Source organism: Paraburkholderia sp. BR13439 (genome assembly GCF_040948805.1).
In the GTDB taxonomy this organism is placed as follows: domain Bacteria; phylum Pseudomonadota; class Gammaproteobacteria; order Burkholderiales; family Burkholderiaceae; genus Paraburkholderia; species Paraburkholderia youngii.
In genome coordinates, this window is sequence record NZ_JBFPKN010000007.1 from 56,855 (window position 1) to 72,581 (window position 15,727).

Annotated in this window: 20 protein-coding genes and 1 tRNA gene; 4 read left to right on the top strand and 17 right to left on the bottom strand. The window is 60.4% G+C overall.

Annotation, left to right across the window (positions count from 1 at the left end):
• Nucleotides 1-412: 412 nt before the first annotated feature.
• Nucleotides 413-655 (bottom strand): hypothetical protein, encoded by a 243-nt coding sequence (locus AB3X96_RS15915; RefSeq protein ID WP_368590449.1) that lies wholly within the window; start codon nt 653-655, stop codon nt 413-415.
• Between the two features lie 397 nt (nt 656-1,052).
• Between AB3X96_RS15915 and AB3X96_RS15920 the strand changes: the two genes are divergently transcribed.
• Both AB3X96_RS15920 and AB3X96_RS15925 read left to right on the top strand, forming a co-directional pair.
• Nucleotides 1,053-1,256, top strand: coding sequence for a cold-shock protein (locus tag AB3X96_RS15920; protein WP_013090197.1), 204 nt, complete (start codon nt 1,053-1,055; stop codon nt 1,254-1,256).
• A gap of 317 nt (nt 1,257-1,573) precedes the next feature.
• Nucleotides 1,574-2,722 carry an exonuclease domain-containing protein gene (locus tag AB3X96_RS15925; protein ID WP_368590450.1) on the top strand — a complete coding sequence of 383 codons (1,149 nt, stop codon included), beginning with the start codon at nt 1,574-1,576 and terminating at the stop codon, nt 2,720-2,722.
• Between the two features lie 38 nt (nt 2,723-2,760).
• On the opposite strand, the gene AB3X96_RS15930 is transcribed toward AB3X96_RS15925, so the two are convergent.
• Both AB3X96_RS15930 and AB3X96_RS15935 read right to left on the bottom strand, forming a co-directional pair.
• Nucleotides 2,761-3,357: a chorismate mutase gene (locus AB3X96_RS15930; protein WP_368590451.1), complete on the bottom strand. Its 597-nt coding sequence runs from the start codon at nt 3,355-3,357 to the stop codon at nt 2,761-2,763.
• Between the two features lie 283 nt (nt 3,358-3,640).
• On the bottom strand, nt 3,641-3,790 hold the full coding sequence (locus AB3X96_RS15935) for a hypothetical protein (protein WP_008921206.1): 150 nt from the start codon (nt 3,788-3,790) through the stop codon (nt 3,641-3,643).
• Nucleotides 3,791-4,459: 669 nt separating this feature from the next.
• Between AB3X96_RS15935 and AB3X96_RS15940 the strand changes: the two genes are divergently transcribed.
• Nucleotides 4,460-4,657, top strand: coding sequence for a hypothetical protein (locus AB3X96_RS15940; RefSeq protein WP_368590624.1), 198 nt, complete (start codon nt 4,460-4,462; stop codon nt 4,655-4,657).
• A gap of 444 nt (nt 4,658-5,101) precedes the next feature.
• On the opposite strand, the gene AB3X96_RS15945 is transcribed toward AB3X96_RS15940, so the two are convergent.
• Nucleotides 5,102-6,187 carry a hypothetical protein gene (locus AB3X96_RS15945; protein WP_368590452.1) on the bottom strand — a complete coding sequence of 362 codons (1,086 nt, stop codon included), beginning with the start codon at nt 6,185-6,187 and terminating at the stop codon, nt 5,102-5,104.
• Nucleotides 6,188-6,480: 293 nt separating this feature from the next.
• On the opposite strand from AB3X96_RS15945, the gene AB3X96_RS15950 reads away from it, so the two are divergent.
• A complete protein-coding gene (locus AB3X96_RS15950; RefSeq protein WP_368590453.1) occupies nt 6,481-7,530 on the top strand; it encodes a hypothetical protein in 1,050 nt (349 codons plus the stop codon).
• A gap of 441 nt (nt 7,531-7,971) precedes the next feature.
• On the opposite strand, the gene AB3X96_RS15955 is transcribed toward AB3X96_RS15950, so the two are convergent.
• The 13 genes from AB3X96_RS15955 to AB3X96_RS16015 all read right to left on the bottom strand — a co-directional run bounded on the left by AB3X96_RS15955 (nt 7,972) and on the right by AB3X96_RS16015 (nt 15,694).
• Nucleotides 7,972-8,193, bottom strand: coding sequence for a hypothetical protein (locus AB3X96_RS15955; protein ID WP_368590454.1), 222 nt, complete (start codon nt 8,191-8,193; stop codon nt 7,972-7,974).
• Complete coding sequence (locus AB3X96_RS15960) at nt 8,190-8,555, bottom strand: hypothetical protein (protein WP_368590455.1); 366 nt, start codon at nt 8,553-8,555, stop codon at nt 8,190-8,192. The genes AB3X96_RS15955 and AB3X96_RS15960 overlap by 4 nt, the downstream gene beginning before the upstream one ends.
• A complete protein-coding gene (locus AB3X96_RS15965) occupies nt 8,552-9,643 on the bottom strand; it encodes a phage major capsid protein (RefSeq protein ID WP_368590456.1) in 1,092 nt (363 codons plus the stop codon). The genes AB3X96_RS15960 and AB3X96_RS15965 overlap by 4 nt, the downstream gene beginning before the upstream one ends.
• A 71-nt stretch (nt 9,644-9,714) precedes the next feature.
• Entirely contained in the window at nt 9,715-9,984 is a 270-nt protein-coding gene (locus AB3X96_RS15970; protein ID WP_368590457.1) for a hypothetical protein, read from the bottom strand.
• 21 nt (nt 9,985-10,005) lie between these two features.
• Complete coding sequence (locus AB3X96_RS15975) at nt 10,006-10,170, bottom strand: hypothetical protein (protein WP_368590458.1); 165 nt, start codon at nt 10,168-10,170, stop codon at nt 10,006-10,008.
• Nucleotides 10,171-10,381: 211 nt separating this feature from the next.
• Complete coding sequence (locus AB3X96_RS15980) at nt 10,382-11,782, bottom strand: primase-helicase family protein (RefSeq protein WP_368590459.1); 1,401 nt, start codon at nt 11,780-11,782, stop codon at nt 10,382-10,384.
• Complete coding sequence (locus tag AB3X96_RS15985) at nt 11,775-12,200, bottom strand: DNA primase (RefSeq protein WP_368590460.1); 426 nt, start codon at nt 12,198-12,200, stop codon at nt 11,775-11,777. The genes AB3X96_RS15980 and AB3X96_RS15985 overlap by 8 nt, the downstream gene beginning before the upstream one ends.
• On the bottom strand, nt 12,197-12,415 hold the full coding sequence (locus AB3X96_RS15990) for a hypothetical protein (protein WP_368590461.1): 219 nt from the start codon (nt 12,413-12,415) through the stop codon (nt 12,197-12,199). Before AB3X96_RS15990 ends, AB3X96_RS15985 begins: the two co-directional genes overlap by 4 nt.
• A gap of 12 nt (nt 12,416-12,427) precedes the next feature.
• Nucleotides 12,428-12,790 carry a hypothetical protein gene (locus AB3X96_RS15995; RefSeq protein WP_368590462.1) on the bottom strand — a complete coding sequence of 121 codons (363 nt, stop codon included), beginning with the start codon at nt 12,788-12,790 and terminating at the stop codon, nt 12,428-12,430.
• A gap of 135 nt (nt 12,791-12,925) precedes the next feature.
• Nucleotides 12,926-13,459, bottom strand: a complete 534-nt coding sequence (locus AB3X96_RS16000) for a hypothetical protein (protein WP_368590463.1) — start codon at nt 13,457-13,459, stop codon at nt 12,926-12,928.
• Nucleotides 13,456-14,457, bottom strand: a complete 1,002-nt coding sequence (locus AB3X96_RS16005) for a tyrosine-type recombinase/integrase (protein WP_368590464.1) — start codon at nt 14,455-14,457, stop codon at nt 13,456-13,458. Before AB3X96_RS16005 ends, AB3X96_RS16000 begins: the two co-directional genes overlap by 4 nt.
• A gap of 71 nt (nt 14,458-14,528) precedes the next feature.
• Nucleotides 14,529-14,604 (bottom strand) — tRNA-Thr (locus AB3X96_RS16010).
• Between the two features lie 73 nt (nt 14,605-14,677).
• Nucleotides 14,678-15,694 carry a class 1 fructose-bisphosphatase gene (locus AB3X96_RS16015; RefSeq protein WP_176381236.1) on the bottom strand — a complete coding sequence of 339 codons (1,017 nt, stop codon included), beginning with the start codon at nt 15,692-15,694 and terminating at the stop codon, nt 14,678-14,680.
• Nucleotides 15,695-15,727: the final 33 nt, after the last annotated feature.

Genomic DNA, 15,727 nt, shown 5'->3' on the forward strand with positions numbered 1-15,727 from the left:
TTCCGATTACGCAGAGTGTAGAGAGACACTTCCAGGAGTTGATGTTCCGATTTGCGCAATAAAGTATTACGCATCAAGAAACGATCGTGATTCGCCATTCGGGCCTTATGGATAAAGGCTTTGCGACGACTCGGCGGAATTCAGCGTCTGATTTTTCCTAAACCGCGTTGCTGATTCGCGACACCGAACGATGTGGAAAAACAACGGGAAGAAATGCGGAAAAACGATTGTTGTTATTGCGGCAATACATGATTGTCAATTGTGTGAATAATCGAAATCGCATACGACCGCTATACTTTAATTTCTGCTTTTCGAAGCAGACTTTTTCGTTGACGAAAAAGATCTCCAAACCTTTGTCAGCGCGACCTTCCCGTCGCGCTTTTTTTATGGCGGACGACCTTCGCGAACTGCTCTAGTGAGCGGGGGCGGTGCCTTCCGTGTCGTCCCAATCGCCCTGCGCGGGCACGCTCCAGTCTTCCATCACATAACGGCGCGCATCCATCGGCGAGGAGAGCAGGTTCTGCCAGTGGTCTCCATGCCACATCGGATCGAAGTCGAAAACCGTGGATGATTCCGGGGTTGCAGGTTGATCTGGTATGACCTTTGCATGCGAATGAGTTAGCCAGGCGAACAGACGGCGAATTTCCTGGAACATGACAACCTCCTGAAGCACATCGCTACAACTCATCTGAATCATGCGAGTCGGACTGCGCAGCAACAAGTCGGACAAACACTTACGCAAAGATGGATTTTGTTACATTCGCATTGCATATTTTCGCAAATTTTTCCGTTTCCAGTCTGGGCTAAATCAGTCCAGGTAAGTTTGACGAGTTGGCCTATATCCATGCGATTTGAAGCATTATCTTTTTATACGCTAAACGCATATGAAAAGTTTACTTGACGGCGATTCTCTGTTCCCCGTATAACGGCAAAGCCGAATTTGATTGGCTGTTTCTGGTTTTTGTCTTAATCAGATATGGGCAACTGAATCGGGGTTGGATCGATTCAAGGGCAATGCCCGCTTTGGATAAATCACCGAGGGAAAACAGGAAATGGAAACTGGTGTCGTCAAATGGTTCAACGATGCTAAGGGTTTTGGCTTCATTACGTCGGACGCGGGTGGCGAGGATCTTTTCGCCCACTTTTCGGAGATCCGCAGCGAGGGCTTCAAGTCGTTGAAGGAAAACCAGCGGGTGTCTTTTGAAGTCAAGACCAGCCCGAAGGGCAAGCAGGCGGCCAACATTCAGCCGCTGTAAGTGCACTGCGCCGGGCGCGCCGCCCACGCAGTCGGGAGCGAAAGACCCTCGCCGTCGCGCGAGGGTTTTTTATTGTTATTGAATCCGAGCCGAGCTTCGGTGACTGCATGTTCAACAATCCGCATTATTGTCGGAAGATAGTTCACTGAAGCGAAATTGGCTACGTCCGGATTAATGATTTAATCTTCTGTGGGATATCTGCGCAAAATTGAGGGGCCGCCGACCAGTTTCTGCCTGCGGACGGCGCTCAGTGTGGATGCGCACCGTCCAACTGGTGCATACTTGCCGCAAATTCACGCATCCGAATCTCTTGCCCCATGTCTGAACTGCTTTCGCCGGAACCGGCGCTCGATGCACCCATCGTTTTTGTCGACCTCGAAACGACCGGCGGCTCGACGAGCGAGCACCGCATTACTGAGGTTGGCGTCGTCGAGGTCGGGCCGGCCGGCGTATCGCGGTGGAGCAGCCTCATCGATCCGCGGCAGCCCATTCCGTCGTTCATCCAGCAACTGACCGGCATCACGAACGATATGGTGCGCGGCGCACCGACGTTCGAGTCGATCGCGCCCACGCTGTTCGAGCGCCTGAACGGCAAGCTGTTCGTCGCGCACAACGCGAGTTTCGATCGCGGATTTTTACGCAGCGAATTTCGTCGCGCGGGAATTGCGTTCGATCCGGACGTGCTTTGCACGGTGCGGCTGTCGCGCGCGCTGTTTCCCGGCGAAAAGCGCCATGGTCTCGATGCGCTCGTCGAACGTCATGCGCTGGTGCCGTCCGACCGTCACCGCGCGCTCGCCGATGCCGATCTGATCTGGCAGTTCTGGCAGCGTCTGCCGACGCTCGTACCGCTCGAAGCGCTGCGCGCGCAGATCGAGCGCACGACGCGTCGCTACCGGCTCGCCGGCGACATCACCGAAGACCTGCTCGACACCGCGCCGGCAGGCTGTGGCGTGTATGCGTTCTATGGCGAAGGAGATGCACCGCTGTATGTCGGCCGCAGCGTGCGCGTGCGTCAGCGGCTGCGCTCACATCTGACCGGCGAGCGGCGTTCGTCGAAGGATATGCGGCTTGCGCAGCTGGTGCGGCGCGTCGAATGGCGCGCGACTGGCGGCGAACTCGGCGCGATGCTCGCGGAGGCGCAGTGGATCGCGTCGCTGCGGCCGGGCCACAACCGTCTGCCGCGCGTGACGAAGAGCGATCCCGCGAACGCGCCGTGGCCGTTCGAGGGGCCGATCGTTTTCGAGGAGCGTGAGGACGCGCAGCGCATCTTCCACGTGGTCGATCGCTGGCGATACCTCGGGCACGCGCCGTCGCTCGTGCAGGCGGCGCAACTGCATGCGTCGACACTGGCGGGGTCGTTCGAACTCTCGACGTACCGTATCCTGCAAAGCCATCTGGCTCGTGGTCTGCGCGTGATGCCGTTGAGCGTATCGCGTGACACGCCGGAGTCGAGCATCGTCGTGTGACGCCTATGCAGCGTGCGCTCGCCGTAGCGTTGGCGGAATCAGCCGGTCGCGCCAACTCCACCGGTCTCGCACACGTGACCTAGCGCGCGCGTCATCGCGCTCGAATGCGCGGAGTCATAGCGCGTCAGCGTTTTCCAGTTAGCCAGCGATTGCGCGACGCGCGACGGGCAATCGTCCGCTGCGCGCAGCGGCTGCACGCGCGCCAGACTCGCCATCAACGATTGCGTCAGCTTGTCGAGCTGTGGTCGAGTGCTGGTTGCGAGATCGGGTGCGGGACCTTGCGGTGGCTGCGTGCTGCGCCATTTCGCGAACAGCGCGTTCTGCACGTCTTTGCTCGCATCGATCTGGTCCTGGAAGAACGCGCGCGCGAACGCCGGGTCGACGTTTGCCGCCGCAGCGCGCTTTTCCACATCGGCGAGCAGCGCGTTTTCACGCGGCGTATCGGTGATCGGCTGGTGGTTCGCCCATTTCCAGCGCGCGACCGGCTCGGCGAGCGCAAGGCGCTGCGAAACCAGTGCGATCAGGTTCGTGAGCGCGGTGTCGCCACCATCGGCAAGGGCGGGGGCAGACGAGAAAGCGACGGTGGCGGCGATGGCGAGCGCGCATGACGCGCCGAAGCGATGCAAACGATTCATGAAGTGGACGTGGCCGGGCGGCCGTTGACGGAAAAACCAGAAGAATAAATGATGCGCGGCAAACCTCGCGCGCCGGGCCACTTTACACAAGTTGTCGGAGAGGAAATTGGCGCGTGAAGGACGCGCGTATTCGTACGCTCGAGCCGTGTGGCCCAGTGTAGCTGCTGGGATCAGGCGAACTGATCCAGCGTCCTGACGGAGGTGTCGGACGCGTAATGAGGGCGCGAGTACTCGCCGCGCATGACATCAACGAGCGCGAATGCTGCGCCGCGCCAGTGGTCCGTTACTTCGGATCGCACGACTTGCGTTGTTCGTCGAAGAAAGCGCGAACATGCTCGGGCAGCTCGGCTCCTAAAAACTCGACGGCCACAGGTTCCGGATCCGGGTAAAAAACCTTGTCCGGGGTCGGAATCTTCGGTGGTTTGGCATCCATGATCTTTCTCCTTTGCGAACCGATTATCGGCCTCGTTCCCCGCATGGCACCAGTGCCCGATGCGAGTCATACATACTCTGTTGCTTTAACGGCACAAGCCGACACATCAGCAGAGGGATTGAATAAAATTTATCGTCTAACTATCCCTTGAGTTTCGCGATCTGCCTGATCCGCTTATTTTCCAGCGCGAAATCATCTCGATCCGGCTCCCTCCGCCATTCGCTCTCGCGCCTTGCCCCACCTGGGTTTGAGCACGTCCGATCGATATTTCCCTGCACTGCATCTGACGTTCTCGTGTGAAAAAAAACGTGACAAATTTGTGCGTTGCCGCATCGGCAGTATTTTCGCGTTTTCTGAATTGAACGTTCGTAATTTGCCGATTGCATAACTGCGTGCCTAATACTTGGTAAACGGCACATCCCGCGCCGCGTTGACCGGACCGACCGCTGTTTAAAGATTTTTGTCGTTAATTAAATGCTGGCAGTTGGTTGGCATACCCATTCCCCATATTGCTGTGACAAAAGGAACGCGTTTTGCGACATGTCGAACATACGCGATCGCGCCTCCTATGATTGAAGCGACTACCGATGTTTCGACGTGCGTTGACAGACGGACACGCGACCTGCGGAGCGGATCATGACGTTCTTCATGTTGGGGGAGAGGTCGCCGATGGAAAACGCTGTCTACTGGAGCGGACGTCAAGTCGGCATCGAGTGCGCCGGCAGGATCTTGTGGTTCGCGTCGGCACCCGCGCAAGCGATAGCCGCATACGGCGCGCCCGAGCAGCCGACCCCACAGGCCGATACTGTCGTTGCGCGGAACCTCGCGATGCCACGGTCGTACGACCCGCTCCACGTTCCCGACTAGGCTGGCCCGCGCGCACCGCGCTAGAGAACGTGCTCGTCCACGCACGGGGTCTCTAGGACAGGCTCAGCAGGAGCTTCGTGTCGTGGTCGATCAGCGCCGAATGGCATTGCCGGCTATTGGCTGTCTCGGCTCGTCAAGGGAGTGGGAGGTCGGCAACGTCTCGCGCGACGGAAAAACAAAAAGCCCAGTCACGAGGACTGGGCTTTTTGCTTGAAACTTGATGGTGCCGGAAAGAGGAATCGAACCCCCGACCTTCGCATTACGAATACTTTTCAAAGCACTAGCGAATGGCGATTATATCAGGAGCACACCACGAACGATTCGCGAGTGAACGATCAGTTGCCTCCAGACGGTTTCGCGCGCTTGGGCCTTCGGGGCACAAACGTCGCCTTCGTCACCACGGCGGGATTTAACGCCCCCGAGCGCTGTCTGCCTTGATGCTAGTCATTCCTTCTTCTTCTGTACGCTCAGAATCCGATGAACCAATCGGTGACAGTTGGCGCACAGGCATTGCAGGTCGTCGAGGGTGGTTTTGTGGCCTTCGGCCATGTCACTCACGTGAGTGACGAAGTGGTGCACCTCGATACATGCCTCGGCCTCTTCGGCTTTGTAGTGCGCCACGGGATCGAGGCCGCACCGTTCGCAACTTAGCCTACCGTGCGTTCGACGATATTGCGCCTTCTTCGCTTTGGCGAGACCAGGCGCTCGTTCGCGCTTCAGGTGGGATTTCAGCTTCGCCCCCCCTTCATGCCATTCCCGGTCGATGTAACTTTCAGTGTCGGGTGATTCGTATGCCTGACCCTTCGGCACGATCTGATAACCCGCTTCTTGGAGCAGGGTGAAACACAATCCCCCGGCTGTAAAGTGTTTGGGTCCGATGGGTTCACCACCGAGAGCCATCGACAGTGCAAGCCCAAAAACAGCTTTAGGCCGAAGGCGTTGACCATCATCTGCGATCAGATCGTAATCGGTTGACGGGCCAAATGGATCGTCCGGTACGTTGCCTTGGACATATTGCTGAACCGCGCGCCAGATGAACTCAGGCGTGGCGCGACGGAGAACGTCCGCAGGTAGACGCTCCATGCTTCGGAAATCTCCTTCCGCTGCAACGCCACCGAGCTGCGTAGCCAACTCCTCACTGGATCCGCCGAAACCGGTTGCGATACGAATACGTTTCGTCGAGTTGCCTCCCTTCGCAGTTGAATCAGGATCGCTGCGAACGTCTTTCATACGGCTGCTCAACAGACTACAGATTTGCTCCGGGGGAAGACTGCCTTCGTTCTGACTCAGGATGGATCGCGCACTGAGGGGCAATGACTGAACAGTTTTGCTATCGACCCACGCGCCCGAGATTGGAATAGCGGCGTGAGCGAGCCTGCCAATCAACAGAAGCAGCGCTCTCGTATAGTCCGCATTTACCTGACTACGTTGACCTTTTGCGCCACCTCGGCTGGCCAGGATAATGTCGTTTTGTTCCACCGAGAAATGAGCATCCAGCCTGGAGCCGTCTTCTGCGGTCACTTGGTACATGTTTGCCAATTTATTCCCCCTTGCCGATCGTCGCGGACCGATCGTGCACACTCTCGTTTCGTGGTGCTTTCCGAGTTGGCTCCGCCCTTGGATTGTACCGGCGGTGTCGCCGTTGCCCATCGGTCTGGACGACCGGCGCGATGACCCCAGGGGGCTGTCGCGGGGGTATCTCCAAAGATTTCCAGTTCATCCCGGAAACCCTCGTAACTACCTTTTCTTCCATCGGCGCACTTCGATAACAGGGGCCGGAACCGCCGCTTGCCCGGCCGACACCCATAGTGCACGCCACGAGTATGCCGACCACAACCGATGCTGATCAGGCAGCAATCGGCCAGTTTCAGCCGCTTGCCGGCTGCGCTCCATACGGGTCAAATGGCTGCTATCCTTCCACTCTCTCAATAACAAGAATTCTTGGGGAAGCCGTGAGCAAGACCAAAGAAGAACAGACGGAAAAAACCAATCCGGAAGTACTGCAGTGCGGGATCGTCATGCCGATTGCAGCGATGGACGGAGTTACGGCCGACCATTGGGCAGAAGTTAAGACGATCATCATTGAGGCGATGAATACGCTCGACTCGCCGCGATTTAGCACCGCTCTGGTAAGCGATGCCGATGACGTTGGTGTAATCCAGAAGCGCATTGTCCAAGGCGTCTACGCGTCGGATGTCGTTGTCTGTGATGTCAGCGGGAAAAATCCTAACGTTATGTTCGAGTTAGGCATGCGCCTGGCCTTCGACAAACCGACCGTCATCATCAAGGACGACAAGACGGACTATATGTTCGATACAGGCGTCATTGAGCATCTGACTTACCCGCGCGACTTGCGGTTTGCGCGCATCGTGGACTTCAAACAACTCTTGGCCAAGAAGGTTCTTGCGACATATCAGGCGTCGCAGCGAGATCCGGAGCACTCCACGTTCCTGAAAAACTTCGGCACATTCAAGGTCGCGCACCTCACCGAAAAAGAAGCATCCGCCGAACAAGTCATACTTGAATCGCTCGCCGAACTGCAAAGAGAAGTCAGGGCCATGCGAACGTTCTCAGCACCTGGCTATTCGATACCGCTCGATTCGCCCGATGCCAAGGCTCTCAGCCTCGACGAAGTGCAAACGATTTTAAAAGACGCCGATAAGCTCTTGAGGTACGGAGGACCCGACGCCATGAAGGAACTCTCGATGATGAGGACGCTATTGAGGAGAATATCCGACACGCCATCATTGCCTAACACGTATAGCGACAAAGCCGAGATGATCCTTCAAAACATTTCGCCGCGTAGTCAGAAGGCGGCGATGGACATTATTCGAAACGGTACTGGAGCGCAGCCGCGTTCAGACGCTGCATAGGATCGCCTCGGCGATTAACGCCAGCCCTTGCCCAAGAACAATGCCCGGAGGCTGTGGCGGTTCGACCGGCGGCTTCGGGTCGTTTCACGCCAGTTGGCCGCTCATGACGGTCGTCCGGTTTGTTTGGCGCGCTGTGCGGCCTTGCGCGACCGATCGTATTCACGGCGTTCCTCGAGTGTTACCCGTGCCGGTGCCGGATTCAGTGAGCGTTCGGGCGGTCGTGGAATCCATCGCAGGCGTCCGCTCGTTATATCCTCGACAGCGCGTTCTATCACGTCGTGACCGGTATCCATGATCGCCGCTCCCACCCGTTGCGCGTGCAACGATTGTGAGCGCGTCTGCGCGGATAGCGCAACAGAAAAAGACCGCGCGGGTCAGCTTGCGCCATCGCCGCGCGGACACAGGAGCCCGGTTCAATTCGCGACGGGCGTGCGGCGCCCGCTAGCGGCTGGCGCGAATCTCGGCCCACGCCGTGCCGGGAGTGCGACCGACGAGCCGGCCATTCGCCACGACCACCAGAATGCGTTCGCGCTGCTGCCGTAGTGCCTCGTGGGCAAACATCAGCAGCCCGTCCGCGAGTTCATTACCGACCAGCGCCGCGGCCGCTTCGTGGTCGAGCGCCTGCATCGCATCGTGAGGAAGGCAGATCGGTGCGCTGATCATGGCGTGCTCCTCTGCGAGTTGGCGGCGCCACTGAAACCGATCCATGTTTCGCCGCCGTGGCCATCATCGGCGCCTAGCACATAAACGACGATAGAACGGTGTCCGTTGCTGAAATCGAGAATCTGCTTCACCGTGGCGCCGCGCCGGATGGCGCGCTCCACATAGAACGGCGTATGCTTCGCCAGCTCGCGCAATGCTTCGGGTTCCGTCGCATTGCGGGCCACCCATGCCAGCGTCGACTCGCCCTGAAGAAACTCCCTCGCGAACGACACGATCATGTCGTGCGGCAGCGGCGTGGCGTACCAGCGCTCCGCCGTCGCAGCCGGGGCCGCGTTCAGGTCTGCGTGCAGATCGGTGCTCATGCTGCTGCCCCCCGGCGCGCACGCGCGCGGGTCGCCGCTGTTTCGCTGTCGCCTCCGGACGACACGAACAGTCCCGTCAGCAGGCGCACGGCGTCAGGCCTGCCGACCCGCCAGGCGATGTAGCGGCGCAGGCGCAGCCCCGCCAGATTCCGCTCCCACAGATTGATCAGCGACGTTCCGTCCGCGCCGTCATCGACCTCGACGACCGCCTGCTCGCTGCTGTCAACTTCAACGCCGCTGTCAGTCAGCCAGACCGATGACGGGTCGAGCAGCAGCAGATCGCCGGGACGGACGCCTTCGCTCACCACGAACGCAACGCCGAGCCATTCGCCGCCGTGCGCACCCGTCGACCACGCAGCCACGCTGCCGCCCAGCAGCGCAAGCCTCGCCGCCGTCACCGGGTTCGCGGCAAACACTCCTGACTCGAGGGAGCCGCCGAAGCCGTCGAACAGCTGTGCCACGTCACTGGCCACCGCGGCTGCGTCGCTGCCCGACGAGACGACCGGCGCGATGCCGTACGTGACTGAGGCGGGCCGGACGTTGTCAATCCCAGCACTTTCCGGATCGGCAAAGCTTCTCGATTCTTCCAGCGCGGTGGCGGCGAGCAGGTCACGCTGCGCGATCGCATCACTTTCGGGCGCGAGCGCGGCCAACAATTCGCGCGTGTTGATGGTGACGGTCGACAATCGCAATGGACGCAGGCTCGCCGTGTCGAACGTCTGGGCGTCGTTGACCCGGATCGGCTGGCCTTCCTCGGTCCACCAGACCGATGCGACGCTCGTCTGTTCGAGCAGCTGAACATGCGGCGGCACGTGCCGGAAGCGGCTCACGGCGTCGATCCTGCCGATCAGCGAACGCCGCTGCAGGGCACCGAGGAAGTAGCGCGACGCATTGGCGAACGGCCCGTCACCGGTGATTGCATCCGTGCCACTGACGACGCCCGCCATGCGCTGCTGCAGCATCTTAGCGATGTTCGAGAACTGGCCGTATTGCGCCTCGGCGAATGACCGCGCGTCGGGAATGCTGCCGCGGGCGCGGACCAGTGTCTTCGCGTACCGCACCAGATCAAGCTGGGTTTCGACTGCCATGCCGTTCTCCGTTCGTTCGTTATGCCAGGAAGCATGGCGCAGTCGGGTACGCGGGGCCACCGTCAAAAACATCACAATCCGCAGTCGTCGTAACCGACTTCAAGCCAGCGCGAAACGTCTTCGATTCTGTAGAAGCGCCGCGCGCCGGTCGTCCTGTGCCGTGGCATGGACAGGCCCTCGCGAAGCCGTCTGGCGAGCGCGGAGCGGTCCGCAAAGCCGCATAGGGAGCAAGCGTCTTTCTCACTCACCGAGCCGTCAGGGAAAATGCGAACGTTGTTCTCCGCGCACCAGCGGCGCAGGACAAGCGCTGTCTGCGCGCAGCGTTCGTCGAACGGCTCCATTCCCGTCACGTGCCGACGTCATCAACTGCAGGCATGCGAACGGTCCAGCGAAAGCAGCTGTCCGCCGCTGCGCGCCTCCATCGAGCGCCGCAGTGCATGATCCTCGGACAGCATATCCGCTTCGACGGCGCCGAGGAGTTGCATGACGTAGAGCTGTAGCGGTTCGATCAGATCGGGTTGTTTCATGGTGATGTTCTCCGCAAGGCCTCGGGTTCTAACGGCGCGCCTACAGCGCCAGATCCGTGTAGTCGGTGAAGTAGGTGATCGCCCATCCCCATCCATTTACATTCGTTGCAGGCCCATCCTGAAAAGTCTAGGCAGCGCGGGCGCGCGAGTCGCCGTGCGTAGAGTAGGGGGGATGGGCGATCACCTACTTCACCGATTTGACCTATCCGGCTTATAGAACGCCGCCCGATGAGATCAGCCGTTGTGCGGCTCTGATCTGCTCGGAGACGGTCAACGATCCGAGTGCATAGACGCTTTGACGGCGGCCTGCGATTGCAAAGTAGCCGTCGACGGCGTCCGGGTTGCGCACGGCAACGTAGCCAGCCCGTTCCAGCTTGTAGGGCATCGCGCGGCGGTTCTTCCGGTCTATCAGTTCGGCTTCGAGGTCGCGCAGGTTCTGACGCATCGCCCCTTCGATCAGATGCGTCGGCGTTAGCGCGGGTGGGTTGCCGAGAGCGTCGATCAGGTCGCGCATCTCACCACGCTCGGGTGACTCACTGGCCTGCACCATCGTCCAGAAGCCGGCGGTTTTTAGCGGCGGCCCCTTCGGGTCGAAGCCGCTCAGGTCGCGTGTACGCAGCCAGGCGACGACGTGCCCCCGGCCGCCCGCGTCATACCATCCCCACAGCCCGCGCCAGTAGTTTTCGCCGAAGTCCTGCGCGGCAGCGATGGACCAGGCGACGTAGTGACGACGATCGTCGGCGGGCAAATACAGCCCATCGGTCAGGTGATTCGACGTGAAAATCATGTTGCATACGTTCGCGACGTAGTACTCGCGGAGGTTCTTTTCATCGACGCGAACAACGTCAGGCGGGCTCGCAAGTAGGGGCTTGCAGTGCTCATAGAACGCGAAGCGGTCGACGTCGCCGAGATCACGTACTTCCGAAACCCGCACGATCACGTTGCGTACCCATCCGTTAAAACGGCCCTGCATAGTGCGCGGCGTGATGTCGGCGAAGTTGTATGATCCGACGCCCACCCGCACCGGTTCAAGGATCGTGTCTTTGCCGATGCCGGGTGAACCACCCAGTAGCAGCGCGTGATTGATCTTCGCGCCCGGATGCTGTACCGCGTGCGCAAGCCAGTTGGCGATGTGATCGAAGTCGGCGGGATAGACACGCATCAGGTGATCGAGCCACGGACCCGCAAGCGTCGCGTCGCCAGGTACAGGCGCTGGCGCGAGATAGCGGTTGAAGATCTGCGCGCCTGGATGCGGCTTCCAGCCCGCGTCCTGCATCACACGGTCAGCGATCACGGACGGTTCGCCGGGAATCCATACAATCTGCATGATGGGTCGATGAACGTCGAGCCACAGCGACGGTTTCACCCTCTCGCCGTCGATTTCGAGCGGCGGCAACTTCGAGTTAACACTCGCCGCTGGCCACAGTTCATGCGACGGGACATGGAGATAGCCGTGCGTCGGCAGATACGCGTAGAAGTCGTCATAGCTGTAACCGACCGTCGGGTAAGGCGTGCCGTTCATGCCGGCGCCGAAGCAGCGCCTCGCTCTGGCAGGCGTCTTCGGTTCGGAGTCGAGAATCGCCCCGTCGGGATAGTTTGCGCGCTCAGTCATGGGTCGCCCCTTCTGCGACGCTCACACGCGCTACAGCCAGTTTGAGGCGTTCGTATTCGGCCGGCATGACTGAGCCCCGTAGCCGGATGGCGCCGACGATCACCAGCACCTCGAGCAGTTCGAGATTGACGGCTCCGAGCACCTGCCGAGCACTGAAGCGGCGCTTCGCTGGCACCGCGGCGTGAACGCCTTCGACGCGCGGCGGGAACAGGTCTGCGATATCCTGGCCGACTGCGCTCACGATATCGGGCGCCGCGCATTCATTGCGAAAACAGTGCAGCAGAACGACACCATCGGCTGTCTCGGTGATCGCGAGTACAGGCTTGTGCGAGTCGCATGCAGGACACCTCGCCCGCCACCGACCGGGGCCGCAGGAACGGACGCCGTCGAGACGATCAAGTAGGACGGTGGCGGTCATGACGTGGCTGTTTCGTGATCGAGATAGCTGCTCGGTACGAGGTCGCGTTCTCCCGCCTGTGTGGACCCGCGTGGCGGGTCGAACTCAATCTCCACGAAGTAGTCGCCTGCGAAGTTGATCAGGTCGTGACGCGTACCGATGACCTTGCCCTTGCGGCCCGCGTGCTGCCCCTGCGCGACAACAGTGCGTTGATCCTTATAGGGATGGACGATCATGGCGGCCTCCGTTCAGGCCGGTTCGGGTTCGAGTTGATCGCCTTTCTTGCCGCGCAGCGACGTGATGCGTGCCTGGCCCGGTTTAAGGGGCTCGACAGGTGCGAACTGCTGGGTGGTCGCCGTGCTGGCGAGTGCGCGAGAATCGTCCTTCTTCATCTCGACGATGGCGTTGAACAGTGCCTCGGGCTGGTCGGTGACGATGCGCTTGCCGATGACGAACAGCAGGCCGATCGACATCAGTTTCCGTTTCTTTTCACCGGCAATATATGTGCGCGCCGTTTGTTCGGACGGAAACAGCGATCCGCCGTAGATCGCGCACCACGAGCGCTCGCCGCCGTACATGTCAATCAGCGGCACGCGGATTGCTTCAGTCATCACATTCTCCGTTCTTGAGTGTGGGTTCAGTCCAATACTGGTCAGGCGTCCAGACCTGCCGGTGGATGTGATAGTGCGCAAATAAAAAGGCCGCGACTTACTCGCGGCCTTGTTTTAGTCGGTGGATCGGGGTGGCTATGCTACGCGTTTGTCTGCGTTCCGCCTTTCCGCTTCATCGCGCGGCGATGGAGGAGGCCACGGAATCGCCTCGGTGATTTCCCGGGCCTTGGTCCGTCCGATGCCGTGTCGTTTCTTGATGGCGCGAAACAGATCTTCCTTCGTGACCGTGCTGCCACGCGAGGCACGGCTCCCGTACTCGATGACAAAAGTTTCCTGCACGGCACGGATCACATCAGCGCCATGTCCGTGGCCCTGACGGTTGCGTGTGACCTTGAGCGAAAACCCGTCGCGTAGCTCTTCGTCCACGCTCGCGAACAGCCAGTTGATCACCTTGACATGGCGCGCGTGCATATCGTTCAGCCACGCTTCGGTCGGCCTGACCCCGAGCGCCGCGAGCGTGCCCTCATGGAAGGCAAGGTCGAGCCGCTGCACGACTTCGCGCTTTCGCGCGGCAATCAGGTCGAGACCTGTCCGTTCAACGTTACCGGTCAGGCGGTCGGTCAGCAGGAGTTCGGGAAGGGGATGCTGCACCCGGGGCGCTTTGCTCATGCGATGTCTCCCATGACGCGTTCCACGATCGCGCGCTTGCTGTCGATGGTCAAGTGCGAGTAACGGCGCGTGACATCCAGCTGCTTGTGGCCGAGCGTCGCGGCCACGTCGAGCAGCGACGCGCCGTTCTGCGCCAGATAGGACGCGCACGTGTGCCTGAGGTCGTGGAACCGGAAGTTGTGGATATTGGCCTCGCGCAGTGCGGCGTACCAAGCACTGTCAATCGTGAAGGGGCGGTCCGGATCCCCGACGCGGGCGAACAGCAGGGCACCAGGGTGCGGCGGCTTGCCGAAGCGGCGGATTTCCGCAATCACGGCCGGCGTGAGCGGCAGCACGCGCGGCTCGTCGTTTTTCGAGGCGCGCACGTAGGCGGTGGCACGGTCGAGATCGAGATCGGGGTAGCGCAGGCGCAGCAGTTCTGAGCGGCGCGCGCCCGTCGTGATTGCCGTCAGCACCAGCAGGTAAAGCCGGTTCCACGTTGACAGGCGGCACACGGCGAGCAGTCGCTTGCGTTCGGCGGCGTCCAGGAAGCGGACGCGCTCGTTGTTCATCGTGAGCCCCGGCACCTCGCGGCAGGGGTTCGTCCAGCCCTTTGGCATCATGCGGCGGGCCCTGGCGAAGTTCAGCACGGCCGACAGGACCGCTTTGGCCTTGTTGATCGAGCCGGGTTTGGGCAGGCCCAGTTCGCGATAGAGCATTGCGCCGGCTTCGTCCGTGCCGACGTAGCGGCGCACGGGCGTCGCGGCCCAGTGGTCGAGCGAATCGGCCACCGCGTCACCGTCGATCTCCGCCGCGATCCAGCCATCGAAGTACTGTGACCAGCGGCGGATGATCTGCGCGCGCGACGGATCGCGCCCGATGTACGCGGCGAGATAGGCTTCGGCAAGTTCGGGGAAAGAAATGCGCCGCCTGTCCGGCGCCGTTACGGCTCGGACAGGGGCAATATCGTAGGCGGTCCTGGACGACGCAGCCACGATTTTCAGAGGTTTGGCGGACATATCAGACTCCATGAAAGCAACGCATTCGTCGCTAGTGCATGGCGGCCTGAAAGCCTTACCAGTATTGGTTTTGGTGCCGGAAAGAGGAATCGAACCCCCGACCTTCGCATTACGAATGCGCTGCTCTACCGTCTGAGCTATTCCGGCATCAGGAGAAACGAGATTATAGGGACTACTTCAGTGACTTGGCAAGCCCCTTGATGCATTTTTTCTTTCGCGATCACTTCTTCGCTTCGAGGTGATAGCGGGTCACGCGATCGACCTCGTTCTTCGAGCCGAGGAACACCGCGACGCGCTCGTGCAGGCTCTTTGGCTGGACGTCGAGAATACGCTTCTCGCCGTTGGTTGCGGCGCCGCCCGCCTGCTCGACGATGAAGGCCATCGGATTGGCTTCGTACATCAGACGCAGCTTGCCGGGCTTGTCCGGTGTGCGCTTGTCGGCCGGGTACATGAAGATGCCGCCGCGATTCAGGATGCGATGTACGTCGGCGACCATCGATGCGATCCAGCGCATGTTGAAGTCGGCCTGGCGCGAACCTTCCTTGCCCGCTTTCAGTTCGCCGATGTATTGCTGAACCGGCGGATACCAGTGCCGTTCGTTCGAAGCGTTGATCGCGTACTCGCGAGTTTCGACGGGAATACGCATGTCGCTTTGCGTGAGCACCCACGAGCCGAGTTCGCGATCGAGCGTGAAGCAGTTCACGCCGTTGCCGGTGGTCAGCACGAGCACTGTTTGCGGGCCGTACACCGCATAGCCCGCAGCGACCTGCTCCGTGCCCGGCTGCAGGAACGATTGCTCGGTGGCCTGGTGGCCGTCCGGGCAGCGCAGCACCGAGAAGATCGTGCCGATCGACACATTGACGTCGATGTTCGACGAGCCGTCGAGCGGATCGAACACGAGCAGATATTCGCCCTTCGGATAGTTGGCCGGAATCGGGAAAAACTGTTCCATTTCCTCGGAGGCCATGCCTGCGAGGTTGCCGCCCCATTCGTTCGCCTCGAGCAGAATTTCGTTCGACAGGATGTCGAGCTTCTTCTGCACCTCGCCCTGGACGTTTTCGCTGCCCGCCGAGCCGAGGGCATCGCCGAGCGCGCCCTTGCTGACGTGGTAGCTGATCGCCTTGCACGCGCGCGCGACGACTTCGATCAACAGGCGCAGATCGGCGGGCAGGTTGTTGGTTTCACGCTGCTGCTCGATCAGGTACTTCGTGAGAGTGGTACGACGTTGCAAAGACATTGCTGTACTCCGGGAAGGCTAGAAGAATGATGG

What these genes read in the sequence shown, in the direction of transcription:
- AB3X96_RS15960 (WP_368590455.1), bottom strand. Translation starts at nt 8,555, where the DNA reads ATGAGCACCGATCTGCACGCAGACCTGAACGCGGCCCCGGCTGCGACG.
- AB3X96_RS15935 (WP_008921206.1), bottom strand. Translation starts at nt 3,790, where the DNA reads ATGGATGCCAAACCACCGAAGATTCCGACCCCGGACAAGGTTTTTTAC.
- AB3X96_RS15955 (WP_368590454.1), bottom strand. Translation starts at nt 8,193, where the DNA reads ATGATCAGCGCACCGATCTGCCTTCCTCACGATGCGATGCAGGCGCTC.
- AB3X96_RS15970 (WP_368590457.1), bottom strand. Translation starts at nt 9,984, where the DNA reads ATGGAGCCGTTCGACGAACGCTGCGCGCAGACAGCGCTTGTCCTGCGC.
- AB3X96_RS15985 (WP_368590460.1), bottom strand. Translation starts at nt 12,200, where the DNA reads ATGACCGCCACCGTCCTACTTGATCGTCTCGACGGCGTCCGTTCCTGC.
- AB3X96_RS15920 (WP_013090197.1), top strand. Translation starts at nt 1,053, where the DNA reads ATGGAAACTGGTGTCGTCAAATGGTTCAACGATGCTAAGGGTTTTGGC.
- AB3X96_RS16005 (WP_368590464.1), bottom strand. Translation starts at nt 14,457, where the DNA reads ATGTCCGCCAAACCTCTGAAAATCGTGGCTGCGTCGTCCAGGACCGCC.
- AB3X96_RS15975 (WP_368590458.1), bottom strand. Translation starts at nt 10,170, where the DNA reads ATGAAACAACCCGATCTGATCGAACCGCTACAGCTCTACGTCATGCAA.
- AB3X96_RS15980 (WP_368590459.1), bottom strand. Translation starts at nt 11,782, where the DNA reads ATGACTGAGCGCGCAAACTATCCCGACGGGGCGATTCTCGACTCCGAA.
- AB3X96_RS15930 (WP_368590451.1), bottom strand. Translation starts at nt 3,357, where the DNA reads ATGAATCGTTTGCATCGCTTCGGCGCGTCATGCGCGCTCGCCATCGCC.
- AB3X96_RS16000 (WP_368590463.1), bottom strand. Translation starts at nt 13,459, where the DNA reads ATGAGCAAAGCGCCCCGGGTGCAGCATCCCCTTCCCGAACTCCTGCTG.
- AB3X96_RS15945 (WP_368590452.1), bottom strand. Translation starts at nt 6,187, where the DNA reads ATGTACCAAGTGACCGCAGAAGACGGCTCCAGGCTGGATGCTCATTTC.
- AB3X96_RS15950 (WP_368590453.1), top strand. Translation starts at nt 6,481, where the DNA reads ATGCCGACCACAACCGATGCTGATCAGGCAGCAATCGGCCAGTTTCAG.
- AB3X96_RS15995 (WP_368590462.1), bottom strand. Translation starts at nt 12,790, where the DNA reads ATGACTGAAGCAATCCGCGTGCCGCTGATTGACATGTACGGCGGCGAG.
- AB3X96_RS15925 (WP_368590450.1), top strand. Translation starts at nt 1,574, where the DNA reads ATGTCTGAACTGCTTTCGCCGGAACCGGCGCTCGATGCACCCATCGTT.
- AB3X96_RS15915 (WP_368590449.1), bottom strand. Translation starts at nt 655, where the DNA reads ATGTTCCAGGAAATTCGCCGTCTGTTCGCCTGGCTAACTCATTCGCAT.
- AB3X96_RS15990 (WP_368590461.1), bottom strand. Translation starts at nt 12,415, where the DNA reads ATGATCGTCCATCCCTATAAGGATCAACGCACTGTTGTCGCGCAGGGG.
- AB3X96_RS16015 (WP_176381236.1), bottom strand. Translation starts at nt 15,694, where the DNA reads ATGTCTTTGCAACGTCGTACCACTCTCACGAAGTACCTGATCGAGCAG.
- AB3X96_RS15940 (WP_368590624.1), top strand. Translation starts at nt 4,460, where the DNA reads ATGGAAAACGCTGTCTACTGGAGCGGACGTCAAGTCGGCATCGAGTGC.
- AB3X96_RS15965 (WP_368590456.1), bottom strand. Translation starts at nt 9,643, where the DNA reads ATGGCAGTCGAAACCCAGCTTGATCTGGTGCGGTACGCGAAGACACTG.